Annotated in this window: 2 protein-coding genes; both read left to right on the forward strand. The window is 75.9% G+C overall.

The window, feature by feature from the left end:
- Positions 1 to 32: 32 nt before the first annotated feature.
- Complete coding sequence (locus tag HDA32_RS09740; protein WP_179642883.1) at positions 33 to 14,270, forward strand: non-ribosomal peptide synthetase; 14,238 nt, start codon at positions 33 to 35, stop codon at positions 14,268 to 14,270.
- Between the two features lie 808 nt (positions 14,271 to 15,078).
- A complete protein-coding gene (locus tag HDA32_RS09745; RefSeq protein ID WP_179642884.1) occupies positions 15,079 to 22,149 on the forward strand; it encodes a non-ribosomal peptide synthetase in 7,071 nt (2,356 codons plus the stop codon).
- The last annotated feature ends 56 nt before the right edge of the window (positions 22,150 to 22,205 follow it).

The raw sequence follows: 22,205 nt of genomic DNA on the forward strand, positions 1-22,205 counted from the left end.
CGCCGCCGACCACTTTCAACCGGGAGCAGCACATGACCCACGCATCGGCCGACCGCCTCGCCCTCACCGGAGCGCAGGCCGGCGTCTGGTACGCCCAGCAGGTCGATCCGGACAGTCCGATCTACAACGTCGGCCAGTACGTCGATCTGCCCGGGCCGATCGACACCGGGGCGTTCACCTCCGCGCTGCGCCGCGTCGTGGCCGAGACCGAGGCCCTGCGCTCCCGGATCGTGGAGGCGGCGGACTCGGTGTGGCAGGAGATCGGCGAGCCCTGTGAGTCCGGCGCGTTCGCGCCGCTGCTGCTGGACCTGCGCGGCGAGGCCGACCCGTTCGGCGCGGCCATGGCGTGGATGCGCGCGGAAATGGCGCGGCCGGTCGACCCGGTGGCCGGCCCGCTGTTCACCTACGCGCTGCTGCGCGTCGCCGACGAGCGCCACCTGTGGTTCCAGCGGTTCCACCACATCATCGCCGACGCCTACGCGATCACCGCGCTGGCCCGCCGGGTCGCCGAGGTCTACACCCGCATCGCCGCGGGGGCCGACCCGGGCCGGGGCGGCGGGACCGGCGGGCTGGCCGCGGTCGTCGCCGAGGAGGCCGGCTACTCCGGTTCGCGGCGGTGCGCGGACGATCGGGCCTACTGGAGCGACCTGCTGGCCGACCGCCCCGAACCGGTGCTGCTCAGCGACGCGCCGCCGGTGCAGCCCCGCGCGGTGCTGCGCGCGGAGGCCGGGGTGGACGCCGCGACGCTGGCCCGGTTGGCGGAGGCGGCCGAGGCGGCCGGCGCGAACTGGGCTGAGGCGGTGGTCGCCGCGTTCGCCGGCTACGTGCACCGCCGCACCGGCGCCCGCGACGTCGTCCTGGGCATGCCGGCGATGGGCCGCCTCGGCTCGGCGTCGCTGCGCACCCCCTCGATGGTGGTCAACGTCGTGCCGCTGCGGCTGGGCGTGCGCCCGGGCGACGCGGTCGGCGACCTGCTGCGCCACACCGCGGACCGGCTGCGCGACCTGCGCGCCCACCAGCGCTACCGCGCCGAGGACATCCGGCGCGACCTCAACCTGGTGGGCCGGGCCGCCGGGCTGTACGGGCCGGTGGTCAACATCAAGGCCTTCGACTACGACCTGCGCTTCGGCGGGGTCCGCGGCACGACGCACACCCTGTCCGAGGGGCCGGTCGACGACGCGTCGCTGTCGGTCTACCGCGACGGCGACGGCCTGCGCCTGGAGCTGAACGGCAACGCGGCCCGCTACACCGGCGACGACCTGGCCGAGCGGCTCGCGGAGTTCGGCCGGGTGCTCGCCGGCCTGCCCGGCGCCGACGCGCTCGCCACGCGCCGCGTCGCCGCCCTGGACCCGGTCTCGCAGCGGCGGCGCCGGAGCGCCCTCGACGCCTCGGCCACCGCGCCCGGGGCGCCGCCGGTGCAGCCGGTCGCCGACCGCGTCTCGGATCTCGCGCGCGTGCACGGCGGGCGGGTCGCGGTGCGGTCGGGGGAGCGGGAGGTCTCCTATGCGGAGCTGGCGGCGATGGCCGATCGGTTGGCGGAGCGGCTGCGGGCGTGTGGCGCGGGTCCCGAGCGGGTGGTGGCGGTGGCGCTGCCGCGTTCGGTGGAGCTGGTCGCCGCGCTGCTGGCGGTGCAGCGGACGGGTGCGGCCTATCTGCCGGTCGATCCGGACTTTCCGGCCGGGCGCATCGGCCACATGCTCGCCGACTCCGGCGCCGCGCTGCTGGTCACGACTTCGGACCTGGACCGGGACCTGCCGGTCGGCCCGGCCCGCGTCCTGGTGGACGCCCCGGAGGAGCCCGCGGCCGGTCCTCGTGGAGGAGCCCCGGCCGCCAGGCCGGGCATCCCCGATGAGGCCGCTTATGTGCTCTACACGTCGGGTTCGACGGGGCGGCCCAAGGGGGTGGTGGTCTCGCAGGGGGCGTTGGGCAACTTCCTGGCCGACATGGCCGGGCGGTTCCCGTTGGGGCCGGAGGACCGGTGGCTGGCGGTGACCACGGTCGGCTTCGACATCTCGGCGCTGGAGTTGTATCTGCCGCTGCTGGCGGGGGCGACGCTGGTGCTGGCCGAGCGCGACACCGTGCGCGACCCCCGGGCTCTGGGCGACCTCATCGTGCAGACCGGCGCGACGATCATGCAGGCCACGCCCACGTTGTGGCAGGCGCTGGCCGAGGAGCGGCCCGAGGTGCTGACCGGTCTGCGGGTCCTGGTCGGCGGCGAGGCGCTGCCCCCGGCGCTCGCGGAGCGCCTCGCCGGGAGCGGGCGCGAGGCGACCAATCTGTACGGGCCGACCGAGACCACGATCTGGTCCACGGCGGCGCCGGTGCGCACGGGCGAGCCGGTGGGCATCGGCGGACCGATCGCCGGCACCGGGATCCGCGTGCTGGACTCCGCCCTGAGCCCCCTCCCGGTCGGCCGGGCCGGTGACCTCTACATCGCGGGGGCCGGCCTGGCGCGCGGCTACGCCGGCCGCGCCGATCTCACCGCGGAGCGGTTCGTGGCCGATCCGTTCGGTCCGCCCGGTTCGCGGATGTACCGTACCGGCGACCTCGCCCGCTGGCGCGGCGACGGCACGCTGGACTTCCTGGGGCGCACCGACCATCAGGTGAAGGTGCGCGGGTTCCGGATCGAGCCGGGCGAGGTCGAGGCGGCGCTGACCGGCTGCGGCGGCGTCGCCCAGGCCGTCGCCGTCCCCCGCGAGGACACCCCCGGACGCCCCTACCTCGCCGGTTACCTGGTGCCGCGCGCGGGCGCCGAACTCGATCTCGTGGAGGTGCGCGCCGACCTGGCCGCGCGGCTGCCGGAGTACATGGTGCCCTCGGCTCTGGTGGTGCTGGAGGCCTTCCCGCTCACCGAGAACCGCAAGATCGACCGCGCGGCGCTGCCCGAGCCCGACCTCGCGGGAACGCCTTCGGGGCGCGGCCCGCGCGACGCGGTCGAGGAGCGGCTGTGCGCGGTCTTCGCCGAGGTGCTGGGCCTGGCCGAGGTCGGGATCGACGACGACTTCTTCGCCCTCGGCGGGCACTCGCTGGCCGCCACCCGGGTCGTCAACCGGATCCGCGACCTGCTCGGCGCCGACATCCGCATCCGCGACGTCTTCGACGCCCCCACGGTCGCCGACCTCGCCCCGCGCGTCGCCGCCGCGGACGCCGCCCGCCCGCCGCTCGCCCCGCGCCCCCGGCCCGAGCGCCCCCCGCTCTCGCACGCCCAACTGCGCCTGTGGTTCCTGGAGCGGCTGCACGGTCCCACCCCGACCTACAACGTGCCCGTGGCGTTCCGGCTGCGCGGCGTTCTGGACGCCGACGCGCTGGCCGCGGCGCTGCGCGACGTGACGGCGCGGCACGAGACGCTGCGGACCCTCTACGCCGAGGACGGCCACACCCCCTACCAGCGGATCCTGTCCGCCGCCGACCCCGGGTTGGAGACCGTCGACGTCGCCGAGGCCGACCTGGCGGCGCAGGTGAAGCGCCGCCTGCACCGCCCGTTCGACATCACCCGTGACCTGCCCGTGCGCGCCACCCTGTTCCGGCTCGCGCCGCACGAGCACGTGCTCGTCCTGGTCTTCCACCACATCGCCGTCGACGAGTGGTCCGAGGCCCCCTTCACCCGCGACCTCGACGCCGCCTACGCCGCCCGCCGGGCAGGCCGCGCCCCCGAGTGGCCGACCCGCGAGATCGGCTACGCCGACCACGCGCTGTGGCAGCGCGAACGGCTCGGCGCCGCCGACGACCCCGACGGGCTCCTGGCCCGCCGCCTGGACTTCTGGCGCACCGAGCTGCACGACCTGCCGGGGGAACCGGTGCTGCCGACCGACCGGCCGCGCCCGGCCGTGGCCAGTGGGCACGGCGGCACCGTGCCCTTCGAGCTGGACGCGGCCACGCGCGCCGCGATCGGCGGACTCGCTGCGGGCAGCGGCGCCACGGCGTTCATGGTGCTGCAGGGCGCCGTCGCGGTGCTGCTGCACCGGCTCGGCGCGGGTGAGGACATCCCCATCGGCACCCCGGTCGCCAACCGCGACGACGTCGCCGTGCACGACGCGGTCGGCCTGTTCCTGAACATGCTGACGCTGCGCTGCGACCTGTCGGGCCGGCCGACCTTCCGCGACCTGCTCGCCCGCCTGCGCGGCGCCGACGTCGCGGCGTTCGCGCACGCCGACGCCCCCTTCGACCAGGTCGTGGAGGCGGTCAACCCGGCGCGCTCCCCGGGCCGGCATCCGCTGTTCCAGATCATGCTCACCTACCAGCGCGACCCCGACCGCTCCGGCCTGCTCGGCACCGAATCCGCCGTCGAGCCGGTCGACATCGACGTCGCAAAGCTCGACCTGGAGTTCACCTTCATCGAACGCCCGGGCCTCGACGGGCTCGCGGCCAACCTGCGCTACGCGACGGACCTGTTCGACCGGGGGACCGCCGAGGCGATGGTGCGGCGCCTGCGCGGCCTCATCGCCCAGATCGTCGCCGACCCCGACCGTCCGATCGGCGACCTGGAGATCCTGTCCGCGGCCGAACGGCGCCGGCTGCTGGAGGAGCCCAACGCGACCGGGTGCGCCGTGCCGGAGCGGCCGCTGCACCGCAGGATCGGCGACGTCGCGCGCGTGCACGGTGGGCGGGTCGCGGTGCGGTCGGGGGAGCGGGAGGTCTCCTATGCGGAGCTGGCGGCGATGGCCGATCGGTTGGCGGAGCGGCTGCGGGCGTGTGGCGCGGGTCCCGAGCGGGTGGTGGCGGTGGCGCTGCCGCGTTCGGTGGAGCTGGTCGCCGCGCTGCTGGCGGTGCAGCGGACGGGTGCGGCCTATCTGCCGGTCGATCCGGACTTTCCGGCCGGGCGCATCGGCCACATGCTCGCCGACTCCGGCGCGGTCCTGGCCGTCACCACCACCGCGATCGCGGCCGGGCTGCCCGACGGTACGCCGCACCTGCTGCTGGACGATCCCGCAACCGCGGAGGCCGCCGCGGCGGCGGACGGGGCCCGGAGCGGCGCCGCCGGGACCGCGCCGGACGCGGCCGCTTATGTGCTCTACACGTCGGGTTCGACGGGGCGGCCCAAGGGGGTGGTGGTCTCGCAGGGGGCGTTGGGCAACTTCCTGGCCGACATGGCTGTTCGGTTCCCGTTGGGGCCGGAGGACCGGTGGCTGGCGGTGACCACGGTCGGCTTCGACATCTCGGCGCTGGAGTTGTATCTGCCGCTGCTGGCGGGGGCGACGCTGGTGCTGGCCGAGCGCGACACCGTGCGTGATCCCGAAGCGCTGGCCGCGCTGGCCGCCGCAGAGAGGGCGACGATCGTGCAGGCCACGCCCACGTTGTGGCAGGCGCTGGCCGAGGAGCGGCCCGAGGTGCTGACCGGTCTGCGGGTCCTGGTCGGCGGCGAGGCGCTGCCCCCGGCGCTCGCGGAGCGGCTGGCTTCGGGGGCGCGGTCGGTGACGAACCTGTACGGGCCGACCGAGACCACGATCTGGTCCACGGCGGCGCCGGTGCGCACGGGCGAGCCGGTCGGCATCGGCGGCCCGATCGCCAACACCCGGACCTACGTGCTCGATCCGGGGCTGCGGCCGGTGCCGACCGGGGTCGCCGGTGACCTCTACATCGCGGGGGCCGGCCTGGCGCGCGGCTACGCCAATCGATCGGGGCTGAGTGCGGAGCGGTTCGTGGCCGATCCGTTCGGTCCGCCCGGTTCGCGGATGTACCGTACCGGCGACCTCGCCCGCTGGCGCGGCGACGGCACGCTGGACTTCCTGGGGCGCACCGACCATCAGGTGAAGGTGCGCGGGTTCCGGATCGAGCCGGGCGAGGTCGAGGCGGCGCTGACCGGCTGCGGCGGCGTCGCCCAGGCCGTCGTCACCGCCCGGCCCGACCAGCGGGGCGCCGCGCGGCTGGTCGGCTACGTCGTGCCGCGCGCGGGTGCCGAACTCGATCTCGCGGAGGTGCGCGCCGACCTGGCCGCGCGGCTGCCGGAGTACATGGTGCCCTCGGCTCTGGTGGTGCTGAAGGCCTTCCCGCTCACCGAGAACCGCAAGATCGACCGCGCGGCGCTGCCCGAGCCCGACCTCGCGGGAGTGGTGGCCGGGCGCGGCCCGCGCGACGCGGTCGAGGAGCGGCTGTGCGCGGTCTTCGCCGAGGTGCTGGGCCTGGCCGAGGTCGGGATCGACGACGACTTCTTCGCCCTCGGCGGGCACTCGCTGGCCGCCGCACGGGCGGTCAACCGGGTCCGTGCCGACCTGGACGCCGGCGTCGGCGTCCGGGACCTGTTCGAGGCCCCCACGGTCGCGGACCTGGCGCCCCGGCTGGGCGCCGCCGCGGACGGCGGTCCGCGGCTGGAGCGCAGGGACCGGCCCGCACGCGTCCCCCTCTCGGCCGAGCAGCGCCGGCTGTGGTTCATCGACCAGCTCGACGGCCCGGCCGACACCTACAACGTGCCCTGGTCGCTGCGGGTGAGCGGTGTTCTGGACGCCGACGCTCTGGACGCCGCCCTGCGCGACGTGATCACCCGGCACGAGATCCTGCGCACGCGCTTTCCCGGCGTCGACGGACTGCCCGAGCAGCGGGTCACCGACGCCGCTGACCTGCCCGTTCCGCTGCTGCGGACCGACACCGGCGGCGCGCAGCCGGACGGGCGCCCGGACGAGCGCGTCGCCCGCGCCGCGGCCGAGCCCTTCGACCTGGCCGCCGACCTGCCCGTACGGGCCACGCTGTTCACCGTCGGTCCGGCCGAGCACGTGCTGCTCTTCCTGTTCCACCACATCGCCGTCGACGAGTGGTCGCAGGAGCCGTTCCTGCGCGATCTGGACGCGGCCTATGCGGCGCGGCTGTCGGGGCGTGCTCCGGAGTGGGCTCCGTTGCCGGTGCAGTACGCCGATTACGCGCTGTGGCGGGCCGAGCGGCTGGGCGATCCCGAGGACGCCGGGAGCGTGGCGGCCCGGCAGCGTGAGCACTGGGGCCGGGCGCTGCGCGGCCTGCCCGAGGAGACGGGCCTGCCCACCGACCGACCGCGCCCGGCCGTCCTCGGCACCGACGGCGACGTGGTGCGCTTCGCCGTCCCCGCCGCGCTGTGCGAGGCGGCCGCCGATCTGGCCTCGGCCACCGGCGCCACCCGGTTCATGATCCTGCGCGCCGCCGTCGCGGCGCTGCTGCACCGGCTCGGCGCGGGCGAGGACATCCCCATCGGCACCCCGGCCACCACCCGCTCCGACGCCGCCGTGCACGACGCGGTCGGGTTCTTCCTCAACACGCTGGTGCTGCGTACCGACCTGAGCGGCGACCCGTCGTTCCGCGAGCTGCTGGAGCGTGTGCGTGCCGCCGACCTCGACGCCTTCGCACACGCCGACCTGCCCTTCGATCAGGTCGTGGACGCGGTCAACCCGGTCCGCTCGCGCGGTCGGCACCCGCTGTTCCAGGTGCTGGTCTCCCACCAGATCCGCCCCGATCGCACCGACCGGCTGCTCGGGCTGCGCACCCGCCTCGACGACCTGGTCATTCACAGCGCCCGGTTCGACCTGGAGGTGGCGTTCATCGAACGGCCGGACGGCACCGGCCTGGACGCCGCGATTCGCTACGCCACCGCGTTGTTCGACCGCGACACCGTCGAGCGGTTCGGCGAGCGGCTGCTCCTGCTGCTGTCCGGCGCGCTGGCCGACCCCGACCGCCCGATCGGGGAGCCGTCGGTGCTCACCCCCGATGAGCGCCGCACGCTGGAGGAGGCCAACGCCACCGCCCATCCGGTGCCCGCGACGACGCTGACCGCGCTGCTGGCCGCGGGCACCGCCGACGGCGCGGCCCCGGCCCTCCTGGTCGACGCGGCCGAGCCCGCGCGGCTGACGCGCGCGGAGTTCGAGGCGCGGGTGAACCGGCTGGCGCGGCTGCTGGCCGCCCGCGGCATCGGCCCGGAGCGGATCGTGGCCGTGGCCGCGCCGCGTTCGGTGGAGCTGGTCGTGGCGCTGCACGCCGTGGTCCGGGCCGGGGCGGCCTACCTGCCGCTGGACACCGACCACCCGGCCGAGCGGCTGGCGTTCCTGCTCGACGACGCCCGGCCCGACTGCCTCCTGCTCACCGCGGAGACCGACCCGCTCGTTCCCCGCGCCGACGGGGTCGAGCGGATCGTGCTGGACGACCCGGCCGTCCTGGCCCGGCTGGCCGAGCAGCCGGTGACGCCGATCGGTCCGGCCGAGGCCGAGCGGCCGCGTCCTGACCATCCTGCCTATGTGATTTATACGTCGGGGTCGACGGGGTGGCCGAAGGGTGTGGTGGTGTCGCATGCGGCGGTCGTGAATCGGTTGTTGTGGATGCAGGGCGCCTATCCGTTGACTGCTGCTGATCGGGTGGTGCAGAAGACGCCGGCGTCGTTCGATGTGTCGGTGTGGGAGTTCTTCTGGCCGTTTCTGGCGGGGGCCGGGTTGGTGGTGGCGCGGCCGGGCGGGCATCGTGATCCGGCCTATCTGGCGGAGTTGGTCCGGCGTCACGGTGTCACGGCGGCGCATTTCGTGCCGTCGATGCTGCGGGTGTTTCTGGAGGAGCCGTCTGCGGCCGCCTGTGCGGGGTTGCGTCGGGTGTTCGCTTCGGGTGAGGCGCTGGGCGGGGAGGTCGCTGAGCGTTTCGCGGCGGTGCTGCCGGGTGTCGAGTTGCATAATCTGTACGGTCCGACCGAGGCGGCGGTGGACGTCACCGCCTTCCCCGCGACCACGGCGCGATCGGATGCGCCGACCGCCGAGGGGAGGCCCGGATCACCGACCCCGGTGCCCATCGGGACCCCGGTGTGGAATACCCGCGCGCACGTGCTGGACGGGCGGCTGCGCAGGGTGCCGCCGGGCGTGCCGGGGGAGCTGTACCTCGCCGGTGACCAGCTCGCCCGCGCCTACGCCAATCGATCGGGGCTGAGTGCGGAGCGGTTCGTGGCCGATCCGTTCGGTCCGGCGGGGACGCGGATGTATCGCACCGGTGACCTGGTGCGGCGCAACCGCGACGGGGTGCTGGAGTTCCTGGGCCGCACCGACTTCCAGGTCAAGGTCCGAGGCCTGCGGATCGAACTCGGCGAGATCGAGAGCGCGCTGGCGGCGCGGCCCGACGTCGCCGGATCGGTGGTCACCGCGCCCGAGACGGCCGGCGGCGGTCGGCGCCTGGTCGGCTACGTCGTGTCGCGCGGGCCGGCCGGGGTCGATCCCGAGGTGCTGCGCCGCGACCTGGCCGCGCGATTGCCCGAGTACATGGTCCCGGCCGCCGTCGTGGTGCTGGCGGAGTTCCCGCTCACCGTCAGCGGCAAGATCGACCGCGCCGCACTGCCCGAGCCCCGATCGGCTCCGGTCGCGGCGGACGGACCCGGCCGGACCCCGCACGACCCCGTGGCGGAGCTGCTCCGCCAGGTGTTCGGCGACGTCCTCGGCCTCGACGGGGTCGGCGTCGACGACGACTTCTTCGCCCTCGGCGGCAACTCGCTGGCCGCCGCCCGCGCGGCCAACCGGATCCGCGCGGGCCTGGGGCTCGACGCCGCGGTGGGAGACCTGTTCGAGGCCCCCACCGCCGCGGCCCTGGCCCGCAGGATCGGCGGGAACGCGGGCGGGGCGCGCCCGCCGATCCGGCCCCGGCGGCGGGACGGGGCTCCGCTGCCGCTGTCCGACGCCCAGCGGCGGATGTGGGTCACCGGCCGGGTCGATCCCGACGGCACCGCCTACAACGTTCCGTGGGTGCTGCGCGTGCGCGGCGACCTGGACGCCGAAGCGCTCGACGCGGCGCTGCGCGACGTGATCGCCCGGCACGAGGTGCTGCGTACCGTCTTCCCCGAGGTCGAGGGCGAACCGCGGCAGGAGGTGCGGCCCGCGCCGGTCGCACCCGTCCTGGACGTCGTCGACGCGGCGGGTGGTGACGCCGGTGACCTGGTGGCCGCCGCCGCGCGCCGCCCGTTCGACCTGCGGGCGGAGCCCGCGTTCCGGCCGACGCTGTTCACCGTCGGTCCGGCCGAGCACGTGCTGCTCTTCCTGTTCCACCACATCGCCGTCGACGAGTGGTCGCAGGAGCCGTTCCTGCGTGATCTGGACGCGGCCTATGCGGCGCGGTCGGCCGGACGGGAGCCGGAGTGGGCTCCGTTGCCGGTGCAGTACGCCGATTACGCGCTGTGGCGGGCCGAGTGGTTGGGCGATCCCGAGGACGCCGGGAGCGTGGCGGCCCGGCAGCGTGAGCACTGGGGCCGGGCGCTGCGCGGCCTGCCCGAGGAGATCGCCCTGCCCACCGACCGGCCGCGCCCGGCCGTGCGCACCGCCGAGGGCGGCGCTGTCGGCGTCGAGGTGCCTCCGGAACTGGGCCGCGCGCTCACCGAGCTGGGCCGCGCGCGCGGTGCGACCCCGTTCATGGTGCTCAAGGCCGCGGTGGCCGCCCTGCTGCACCGGCTCGGCGCGGGCGAGGACATCCCGCTGGGCAGCCCGGCCACCACCCGCTCCAACGAGGCGGTGCACGACGCGGTCGGGTTCTTCCTCAACACGCTGGTGCTGCGCGCCGACCTGAGCGGCGCCCCGTCGTTCGGAGAGCTCGTGGAGCGCGTGCGCGCCGCCGACCTCGGCGCCTTCGCACACGCCGACCTCTCCTTCGACCGCGTCGTGGACGCGGTCAACCCCGCCCGCTCCCTCAACCGCAATCCGCTGTTCCAGACGATGGTCTCCCACCAGATCCGCCCCGAGCGCGCCGACCGCCTGTTCGGGCTGGAGACCCGCGTCGACGACACCGCGGTGCAGGGCGCCCGGTTCGACCTGGAGTTCGAGTTCGTCCAGGTTCCCGGGCGGGACGGGCTGACAGCGGCGCTGCGCTACTCCGCCGACCTGTTCGACCGCTCCACGGCCGAGGGCATGGCGGCGCGGCTGGTCCGGCTGCTCGGCGCCGCGCTGGCCGACCCGGCGCTGCCGGTCGGTGAACTGGAGGTGCTCTCCGAGGAGGAGCGCCGCATGCTGGAGGAGGCCAACGCCACCGCCCACCCGGTCGAGGCGGCGACGCTGCCCGATCTCGTGGCGCGCGGCGCGGCGCGACCGGACGCCCTCGCCCTCGTCCTCTCCGGCGAGCACGCCGAGGAGAGGCTGACGCGCGCGGAGTTCGAGGCCCGGGTCAACCGCCTCGCGCGCCGGCTCATCAGCGAGGGCGCCGGTCCGGACCGGGTGGTCGCCGTGGCGCTGCCGCGTTCGGTGGAGCTGGTCGTGGCGCTGCACGCCGTGGTCCGGGCCGGGGCGGCCTACCTGCCGCTGGACCTGGACCATCCGGCGGACCGGTTGGCGTTCATGCTCGACGACGCGCGTCCGGTGTGCGCGCTGCTCGACCCGGTGAGCGCCGAGGTCGTGCCGGACGCGCCCGGCACGGCGCGCCTGGTCCTCGGCACCGCCGAGACCGACGGCGACCTCGCCCGGCGCGACGCCGCCCCGGTCGCCGACGGCGAGCGCCGCGCCCCGCTGCGCCCCGCGCACGCGGCCTATGTGATTTATACGTCGGGGTCGACGGGGTGGCCGAAGGGTGTGGTGGTGTCGCATGCGGCGGTCGTGAATCGGTTGTTGTGGATGCAGGGCGCCTATCCGTTGACTGCTGCTGATCGGGTGGTGCAGAAGACGCCGGCGTCGTTCGATGTGTCGGTGTGGGAGTTCTTCTGGCCGTTTCTGGCGGGGGCCGGGTTGGTGGTGGCGCGGCCGGGCGGGCATCGTGATCCGGCCTATCTGGCGGAGTTGGTCCGGCGTCACGGTGTCACGGCGGCGCATTTCGTGCCGTCGATGCTGCGGGTGTTTCTGGAGGAGCCGTCTGCGGCCGCCTGTGCGGGGTTGCGTCGGGTGTTCGCTTCGGGTGAGGCGCTGGGCGGGGAGGTCGCTGAGCGTTTCGCGGCGGTGCTGCCGGGTGTCGAGTTGCATAATCTGTACGGTCCGACCGAGGCGGCGGTGGACGTCACCGCCTTCCCCGCGACCACGGCGCGATCGGATGCGCCGGTCCCGATCGGCACCCCGGTGTGGAACACCGCCTGCCACGTGCTGGACGAGTGGCTGCGGCCCGTGCCCCCCGGCGTTCCCGGCGAGCTGTACCTGGCCGGTACGCAGTTGGCCCGCTGTTACCTCGGCCGTGCGGGGCTGAGTGCGGAGCGGTTCGTGGCCGATCCGTTCGGTCCGCCCGGTTCGCGGATGTATCGCACCGGTGACCTGGTGCGGCGCAACCGCGACGGGGTGCTGGAGTTCCTGGGCCGCACCGACTTCCAGGTCAAGGTCCGAGGCCTGCGGATCGAACTCGGCGAGATCGAGAGCGCGCTGGCGGCGCGGCCCGACGTCGCCGGATCGGTGGTCACCGCGCCCGAGACGGCCGGCGGCGGTCGGCGCCTGGTCGGCTACGTCGTGTCGCGCGGGCCGGCCGGGGTCGATCCCGAGGTGCTGCGCCGCGACCTGGCCGCGCGATTGCCCGAGTACATGGTCCCGGCCGCCGTCGTGGTGCTGGCGGAGTTCCCGCTCACCGTCAGCGGCAAGATCGACCGCGCCGCACTGCCGGTGCCCGACCCCGCGGCCGACGCCGGGCGCGGCCGGGCCGCCCGCGACGCGGCGGAGGAGACGCTGTGCGCGCTCTTCGCCGAGGTGCTGCGCGTGGACCGGGTCGGCGTCGACGACGGGTTCTTCGCCCTGGGCGGCGACAGCATCCTCGCCATCCAACTGGTCGCCCGCGCCCGGGCGCACGGGCTCGGACTCGCCACCGGCGACGTCTTCCGGCACCAGACGCCGGCGCTGCTGGCCCCCTCGGCCCGCAGGCTTCCCTCGGCGCGGACCGCGGCCGCGGCCCCCGGCACCGAGGACGGGGCCGAGTCGGGGGAGGTCCCGCTCACCCCGGTCATGCACTGGCTGCGCGAGCGCGGCGGCCCGATCGACCGGTTCAGCCAGGCCATGCTGCTGCGCACGCCGGTCGGGGCCGACGAGCCCCGGCTCACCGAAGTGCTCCAGGCGGTCCTGGACCGCCACGCCATGCTGCGTTCCAGGCTGGAGATCGACGGCGCCGGGCGGTGGCGGCTCACCGCAGCCGAGCCCGGCGCGGTCGAGGCCAAGGAGGTTCTGCGGCGGGTCGACGTCGCCGGATGCGGCGCCGCGGCGCTGGAGGAGGAGATCCGCGCGGCGGGCGAGGCCGCCCAGGCCGAACTGGCCCCGGCCGCAGGAGTCGTGGTCCGCGCGGTGTGGCTGGACCCGGGCGCCCGGGAGGCGGGGCGGCTGCTGCTGGTCGTGCACCACCTGGCCGTGGACGGCGTGTCCTGGCGGATCCTCATCGGCGACATCGCCGCGGCGTGGCGCGACGTCGCCGCCGGCCGCCGGCCCGCCCCGGCACCGGCGACGGCCTCCTTCATCCAATGGGCTCGCGGCCTGCACGAGGTCGCGGCGCATCCCGACCGCCGGGCCGAGCTGGAGCACTGGGGCGCGGTCGCCCGGATGCCGGATCCGCCGCTGACCGAACGCCCGCTCGACCCGGCGCGCGACACCCAGGCGAGCACGCTGCGGCTCACCCTCGGCCTGCCCGCCGAGGAGACCGGGCCGCTGCTCACGCGGGTGCCCGAGGTCTTCCGCGCCGGAGTCAACGACGCGCTCGTCACCGCGCTGGCGCTGGCCGTCGCGCATTGGCGGTCCCGGCGCGGGCGCGGCGGCGCGCACCTGCCGGTCCGGTTGCAGATGGAGGGGCACGGCCGGGAGTCCGACCTACTCGGCCTGCCCGACGTCTCCGCCACCGTCGGCTGGTTCACCAGCGTCTTCCCCGTCGGCCTGGACCTGTCCGGGATCGACCCGGCCCAGGCCCGCACCGGCGGCCCGGCCATGGGGCGGGCGCTCAAGCGGGTGAAGGAGGCGCTGCGCGACGTCCCGGCCAAGGGCGTGGGCTACGGGCTGCTGCGCCACCTGGACGCCGCGGCCGCCGAGCGGTTGGCCGCGGCGCCGGAGCCGCAGATCCTGTTCAACTACCTGGGTCGGCTGGCCGTCACGGGGGACGGGCCGGAGTGGACGGTCGCGCCGGAGACGGCCGCGGTTCCGCCCGGGGCCGATCCCGCGCTGCCCGTGCGCCACCCGCTGGAGATCAACGCCGTCACCCACGACCGCGCGGACGGGCCGGTCCTGACCGCCACCTGGATCTGGCCCGAGGGCGTGCTGGCCGAGGAGGCGGTGCGCGAGCTCGCCCGCGACTGGTTCGACTTCCTCGGCGCACTGGTGCGGCACGCCCAGGCCCCCGCGGCCGGCGGGCACACCCCGTCCGACCTCGGCCTGGTGGACCTCAGCCAGGAAGAGATCGACGACCTCGAATCGGAGTGGCTGTGAACAGCGGACCCTGGCCAGTGGGGAGGTCGGAACCTCGGCCCCAGGAGATCTCGAACCTCAACCCCAGGGGGTTTTCAAGGCCCGCCGCAGGAGGAGGGGGTGCGCGCGGGTGGGGGCGCGTGTTCCTTGGCCGCAGGGGGTCTGTAGGGCCCGCCGCAGGAGAGGTGGAAGAGGCCTTGACTTCAGGGGGTGTGAAGGTCCGCCGCAGGAGGGAGGGCGTGCGGGTGGGCGATTCTCTCGCGTGGCCGAAGGTCCGTGGACGCAAAATCGCCTTCCCGCGCGCGAAGCGCACGCCGACGCCGTGGGCGCGGCAGGCGTCGCGGTTTCGGGGCGGTGGTCAGGGCGGCGGTGTGCGGTTGAAGCCTTGGGGCGGGGCTCAAGCCCTGTGGCCGGTGTTTCACGCGCTCGGTGGCCGAGGCGGGCGGGCACGGTGGCCCGCGCCTTCACCGCGCGCCGAAACCATGGTCGCGTCCTGGCGCTCGAGGTGGCGGCGTGGGTGGCGCGGCGCCGGGGCGATCCCTTTGGGGGCCTTCGGCCGCGCGAGAGGATCGCCCGGTCACCGCGGGCCCCTCCTGCGGCTGAGGTTTCACGACCCCCGGTGGCCGAGGAGGGCCCGCACCAGTGTCCGGCCACTGCGGATCCCACCTGCGGCTGAGGTTCAAGCCTCAGTGGCCGAGGTGGGCGGGTCGGCGGCCCCTCGGCGTCCCGCCTCCACCTGTCGTCGCCCGCATCGCCGTCTCAGGGCCGACGGACACCCACGCACCCACGTCAGCGAAGCAGCACCGGTACGACCAGAGCGGAGGCCCGCGTGAGTACGAAATCCGGCCTGGAGGACATCTGGCCGCTGTCGCCGTTGCAGGAGGGGCTGCTGTTCCAGAGCCAGCTCGACGAGGGCGGGCCCGACGTCTACAACGTGCAGGTGGCGATCGACCTCGACGGGGCGCTCGATCCCTCGGGGCTGCGCGCCGCAGCGGCGGCGCTGCTGCGCCGCCACCCCAACCTGCGCTCGGCGTTCCGACGGCGCAAGAGCGGGCAGGCCGTCGCGCTCATCCCCAAGGAGGCCGAGGCGCCGTGGCGCGACGCCGACCTCTTCGGCGCCGACGAGGCCGAGCGGGCGCGCGAGCTGGACCGGCTCGCCGCGGCCGAGCGCGCGGCCCGGTTCGATCCGGCGCGGCCCCCGCTGCTGCGGTTCCTGCTGGTGCGGCTCGGCGCCGAACGGCACCGGCTCGTCCTGACCCACCACCACATCCTGCTGGACGGCTGGTCGCTGCCGCTGCTGGTGCGCGAGCTGTTCGCGCTGCACGCAGCGGGCGGCGACCCGGACGGCCTCGCCCGGCCCGCGCCCTACCGCGACCACCTCGCCTGGCTCCAGCGGCGGGACCGCCCCGCCGCCGAGGCGGCGTGGCGCGCCGCGCTGGCCGGGGTGGAGTCGCCGACCCGGCTCGCGCCGACGGCGGCGCCGGCGGCCGCCGTCCCCGAGGGCGTCACCGCCGAACTGCCCGCCCCGGCCACCGCGTCGCTGCGCGCGATGGCGCGCGAGCGCGGCCTGACCCTGAACACCGTGGTGCAGACGGCGTGGGCGGTGCTGCTCGGCCGGCTGCTGGGCCGCGACGACGTGGTGTTCGGCACCACGGTGTCGGGCCGTCCGGCCGAGATCGACGGCGTGGAGTCGATGATCGGGCTGTTCATCAACACCGTCCCGGTGCGGGTGCGGCTGCGCCCGGCCGAGGCCGTCGCCGACCTCCTCGCCCGGGTCCAGGACGAGCAGGCGCTGCTGCTGGACCACCAGCACCTCGGCCTCGCCGACATCCAGCGCCTGGCCGGCGTGCCCGATCTGTTCGACACGCTCGTCGTGTTCGAGAACCATCCCTGGGGAGGCGCCGACCCGGCCGAGGCCGTGCCGGGCCTGCGCGCGAGCGTCGCCGGGTCCGCCGACGCCACCCACTACCCGCTGTCCCTGGCCGTGCTTCCCGGCGAGCGCATGCGGCTGAACCTCGGGTACCGGCCCGACGTGCTGGAACGCGAGCGGGTCGAGCGCATCGCCGCGTGGCTGGTGCGGCTGCTGGAGCGGATCGCCGCCGACCCCGCGGCGCCGTCGGCGCGGCTGCCGCTGCTCACCGCCGCCGAGCACGACCGGATCGTGGCGGGGTTCAACGACGGCGGCGCGGCCGGCGCCGCCGCCATGGAGTTCGGCACCTTCCCCGAGCTGCTGGAGCGGCGGGTGGCCACGGCGCCCGACACGCCCATGCTGGTGGTGGAGGGCACCGAGCTCACCGCGGCCGAGGTCGACGAGCGAGCCAACCGGCTGGCCCACGCGCTCATCGCCAGGGGCGTGGGGCCGGAGAGCGTGGTGGCCGTCGCGGTGCCGCGCTCGGCCGAGCTCATCGTCGCCCTCGCCGCGGTGCTCAAGGCCGGCGGCGCCTACCTGGCGCTCGACCCCGACTATCCCGACGACCGGCTGGCCCACATGCTGGCCGACGCCGCCCCGGTGTGCGCCGTCGCGGCGGGCGAGCTCGCCGAGCGGGTGAGCGGACTCGCCCCGGTGCCGCTCCTGGTCCCCGACGACGCCGAAACGGCGGCCGAACTCGCGCGCTCCCGCGCCGACGCACCCGCCGACGCCGACCGCACCGCTCCGCTGACCCCGGCCAACGCCGCCTACGTCATCTACACCTCCGGCTCCACCGGCCGCCCCAAGGGCGTCGTCGTCAGCCACGAGGGCGTCGCCAAACTCGTCGCCACGGCGCGCGAGCGGCTGGGGGTGGGGCCCGGCAGCAGGATCTCGCAGTTCGGCTCGCCCAGCTTCGACGTCGCGTTCTGGGAGATCACCATGGGCCTGCTCTCCGGGGGGAGGCTCGTCATCGTCCCGGCGCAGCGCCGGGTGCCGGGCCCGCCGCTGACCGAGTACCTGCGCGCCCACGGCGTCACGCACAGCGGCCTGCCCCCGGCGCTGCTCTCGGCCATCCCCGACGACGTCGAGCTGCCCGAGGGCATGACCGTGCTCGCCGGGACCGAGGCCGTCTCCGGCGCCCTGGTGCGCCGCTACGCCGCCCGCGGCCCGATGTTCAACTGCTACGGCCCGACCGAGGCGACCGTCAACGCCACGCTGGGGGAGTGCGACCCGGCGCACGCCGGCGCCAGGGTGCCCATCGGCCGCCCCGACCCCGGTGTGCGCGCCTACGTCCTGGACGCGGGGCTGCGCCCGCTGCCCGAAGGCGCGGCCGGCGAGCTCTACCTCGCGGGCGCCGGCCTGGCGCGCGGCTACCACGGCCGCCCCGGCCTGACCGCGGAGCGCTTCGTCGCCGATCCGTTCGGCCCGCCCGGTTCCAGGATGTACCGCACCGGCGACCTGGTGCGCTGGACCGGCGACGGGGTCCTGGACTTCCTGGGCCGCGCCGACGACCAGGTCAAGATCCGCGGCGTGCGGATCGAGCCGGGTGAGGTCGAGGCCGTGCTCGCGGCCCACCCCGGCGTGGCCGCGTGCGCCGTCGTGCCCCGTGAGGACGCCTCGGGCTCGCTGATGCTGGCCGCCTACGCGGTTCCCGGCAGCGGCGGCGCTCCCGAGGTGCGCGCGCTGCGCGAGCACGTGGCCGCAGCGCTGCCGGCCGCCATGGTCCCGGCGGCGTTCACGCTGCTGGAGCGCCTGCCCACCCTGCCCAACGGGAAGCTGGACCGCTCGGCGCTGCCGGCGCCCGACCTCGCGGCTCAGGTCGGCGGCCGCCCGCCGCGCGACCCGGTCGAGGAGCTCTTGTGTGAACTGTTCGCCGAGGTGCTGGGCGTCGAGGGGGTCGGCGTCGACGACGACTTCTTCGCCTTGGGCGGGCACTCGCTGCTGGTCACCCGGCTGGTCGGGCGGGTCCGCTCGGCGCTGGGCCGCGAGCTGCCGCTGCGCACGGTCTTCGACGCCCCCACCGTGGCCCGGCTCGTGGAGCGGCTGGAGAGCGGCCGGGACCTGCCCCCGCTGCGCCCGGCCGAGCGCCCGGCCGCGCTCCCGCTGTCCTACGCCCAGCAGCGGATGTGGTTCCTGCACCGCATGGCCGGGCCCGGCCCCACTTACACCATTCCCTTCGTCGCCCGCCTGAGCGGTCCCTTCGACGCCGACGCGCTGCGGGCCGCGCTGGGCGACGTCGCCGAGCGCCACGAGAGCCTGCGCACCGTCTTCCCCGATGACCAGGGCGTGCCCAGACAGCACGTGCTGCCCCCCGAGCAGGGGCGGCCGGAGCTGACGGTGCTGCGCACCGACGAGGAGTCGCTGCCCGGCGAGCTCGCGGCCGCCCTGGCCAGGGGCTTCCGGTTGGAGGAGGAGCCTCCGCTGCGCGCCCTGCTGTTCGAGACCGGCCCCGACGAGCGCGTGCTGATGCTGCTGCTGCACCACATCGCCGGGGACGGCTGGTCGGCCCGCCCGCTGCTGCGCGACATCGGCCTGGCCTACTCCGCGCGCCGCGAGGGCGCCGCGCCGGGCTGGACGCCGCTGCCCGTGCAGTACCCCGACTACGGGATCTGGCAGCGGGAGCTGCTGGGGACGGAGGACGACCCCGGCAGCGTCGTCTCGGCGCAGGCGGCGTTCTGGCGCGAGGCGCTGAAGGGGCTGCCCGAGGAGCTGCCGCTGCCCACCGACCGGCCCCGCCCGGCGATGTCCGGCGGCCGCGGCGCCGCGCTGGAGTGGACGGTCCCGCCCGAGCTCGAGCGCGGGCTGCGCGAGCTGGCGCGCTCCTGCGACGCCAGCCTGTTCATGCTGCTGCAGGCCGCCCTGGCCGCGCTGCTGACCCGGCTGGGCGCCGGCACCGACGTCCCCATCGGCAGCCCGGTCGCCGGCCGCTCCGACGACGCGCTCGACGACCTGGTCGGGTTCTTCGTCAACACCCTGGTGCTGCGCACCGACACCTCCGGCGACCCGACGTTCAAGGAGCTGGTGGCACGGGTGCGCGAGGCGGACCTGGCGGCCTACGAGCACCAGGACATCCCGTTCGAGCGGCTGGTCGAACTCCTCAACCCGGCCCGCTCGATGGCCCGCCACCCGCTGTTCCAGGTGATGCTGGCCTACCAGCGCGCCGGAGCCCTGGAGTTCCCGCTGGCGGGGGTGCGGGCGCGCCGCGAGCCGGTGGACTTCGCCACCGCGAAGTTCGACCTGGCGCTGGAGTTCATCGACCCGCACGACACCGACGGAATCCGGTGCGTGATCGACTACAGCGCCGACCTGTTCGACGCCGACACGGTCGCCAACATCGCGCTGCGCCTGCTCCGGCTGATGGAGGCCGCCACCGCCGACCCGGACCGGCCCATCGGGCGGCTGGACCTGCTCAGCGAGGAGGAGGACCGGCGGGTCGCACAACGCGCGCACGGCCCGAGCCTGCCGGTCGCCGAGACCACGCTGGTCGGGCTGTTCGAGCAGCAGGTCGAGGCCGCCCCCGAGGCGACCGCGCTGGTCTGCGAGGGGCGCTCGCTGACCTTCGCCGGACTCAACGCCCGGGCCAACCGGCTGGCCCGCGAGCTGATCGCCGCGGGCGCCGGCCCCGAGCGGATCGTCGCGCTGCTGCTGCCGCGCTCGGAGGAGACGGTCGTCGCACTGCTGGCGGTCCTCAAAGCCGGTGCGGCCTACCTGCCGATGGACCCGGCCTACCCCGACGATCGGATCGGCCGCATGCTCGCCGACGCAGCGCCGGCGCTGACCGTCACCACCGCGGCCCTGGCCGCCCGGCTGCCCGGCGGCGCTCCGCGGCTCGTCCTCGGACCGGACACGGCACGGGACCGGTCCGGGGACAACCCCTCCGACACCGACCGGACCCGCCCGCTCTCGCCGCTGCACCCGGCCTACGTGATCTACACCTCGGGCTCCACCGGCCGGCCCAAGGGTGTGGTGGTGACCCACCGCAGCGTGGTCAACCTGTTCCACAGCCACCGGGAGACGCTGTACCGGCCGACGGCGGCCCGGGCCGGCGGCGGACCGCTGCGGGTCGGGCACTCCTGGTCCTTCGCCTTCGACGCCTCATGGCAGCCGCAGTTGTGGCTGCTGGACGGGCACGCCCTGCACGTCGTGACCGAGGAGACCCTGCACGATCCCAAGCTGCTGGTCGACTACATCCGCGCCGAGCGCATCGACTTCATCGAGGTCACGCCCTCGCACGCGCTCCAGTTGGCACGGGCCGGCCTGGTCGAGGGCGAGGACTGCGACCTGGTGGCGCTCGGCGTGGGCGGCGAGGCCGTCCCTCCGACGCTGTGGAACCGGCTGCGCGGCCTGTCCGGCACCGAGGCCTACAACCTCTACGGCCCCACCGAGACCACGGTCGACGCGCTGGCGGCACGCGTGCGCGACAGCGAGCGGCCGGTGATCGGCCGGCCGACCGCCAACACCAGCGCCCACGTCCTTGACGCCGGGCTGCGGCCGGTGCCCCCGGGCGTCGTGGGCGAGCTCTACCTCGGCGGGGCCGGGCTCGCGCGGGGCTACCTGAACCGCCCCGGGCTGAGCGCCGAACGGTTCGTCGCCGACCCCTTCGGCCCGCCGGGCTCGCGGATGTACCGCACCGGCGACCTCGCCCGCTGGATGCCCGACGGCAGCCTCGACTACCTCGGCCGCGCCGACGACCAGGTCAAGGTGCGGGGCTTCCGGATCGAGCCGAGCGAGGTCGCCGCCGCGCTGGGCGGGCACCCCGACGTCGACCAGGTCGTCGTCGACACCTGGGAGGCCCGGCCCGGCGACCGGCGCATCGCCGCCTACGTCGTCCCCGCGCCCGGGTGCGGCGTCGACGCAGCGCGGCTGCGCGCGCACCTGGCCCCGGTCCTGCCGGACTACATGATCCCTGCGGCGTTCGTGGAGCTGGACGCGCTGCCGCTGACCGCGCACGGGAAGGTGGACCGGGCCGCGCTGCCCGAGCCGCGCACCCGGGCCCCGGCGGAGGGGCGGCCGCCCCGAGACGCCGCCGAGGCGGTGCTGTGCGCGCTGTTCGCCGAGGTGCTCGACACCGCGGGGGCCGGGCCCGACGACGACTTCTTCGACCTCGGCGGGCACTCCATGCTGCTGGTGCGGCTGCGCTCGCGGCTGGAGGCGGAGACGGGCGCGCACCTGCCGATCGCGGAGCTGTTCGCCAACCCCACCCCCGCGACGCTGGCCGCGCACCTGTCCGCCCGCGCGGACGGCCGGGCGCCGACGACCGCGTCCGGCACCGCCGCACCGGGCACCGCCGTGCTGCGCGCCGGGGGCGACCGCGCCCCGCTGTTCTGCGTGCATCCGGCCGGGGGCTTCGCCTGGCCCTTCGTCGGCCTGCGCCGCCACATCGATCCGGAGCACCCGATCCACGGCATCGAGTCGCCGCGGCTGGCCGAGGCGCTCGGCCCCGGCCAGGACCCGCCCGGCTCGCTGGAGGAGCTGGCGCGGGCCTACCTGCGGCGGGTGCGCGCCGTCCAGCCCGGCGGCCCCTACCACCTCGCCGGCTGGTCATTCGGCGGCGCGGTGGCGCACACTATGGCCTGCCTGCTGGCCGAGGAGGGCGAGGAGGTGGCGCTGCTGGCCCTGCTGGACGCCCACCCGCCGCATGCGGGCGCGCGGCCCGACGCCGCGGCACCGGCCCCGCCGGCCACCCCCGTTGCCGAGGCGGTGGGGCGCGACCACGGCGACGCCGGCTTGCTGGCCGCCAACCACCGGCTGGCCGCGCGGCTGCTCGCGCGGGCCCGGCCGCGCCGCCACCCCGGCGGCGCCGTGCTCTTCACCGCGGCCGAGGGGCCGGGTGGAGCGGGACCCGAGGCGTGGGCCCGCTCCGTGGCCGGGGACATCGAGCACCACGAGGTGCGCTGCGGCCACGACGCGATGCTGGACCCCGAACCGCTGGCGGTGATCGGCCCGGTGATCGCGGCCCGGATCGCCGCGTCCGGCCGGAGGCGGCCGTGACGGACGAGCGCGCGCGGCTCTGCCCGCCGCGCACCGCATCCGGTGACCTCGCAATC

Source organism: Spinactinospora alkalitolerans, assembly GCF_013408795.1.
In the GTDB taxonomy this organism is placed as follows: Bacteria; Actinomycetota; Actinomycetes; order Streptosporangiales; family Streptosporangiaceae; genus Spinactinospora; species Spinactinospora alkalitolerans.

Excerpts from the sequence above, each read along its gene's own strand:
- HDA32_RS09740 (WP_179642883.1), top strand. The coding sequence starts at position 33 with ATGACCCACGCATCGGCCGACCGCCTCGCCCTCACCGGAGCGCAGGCC.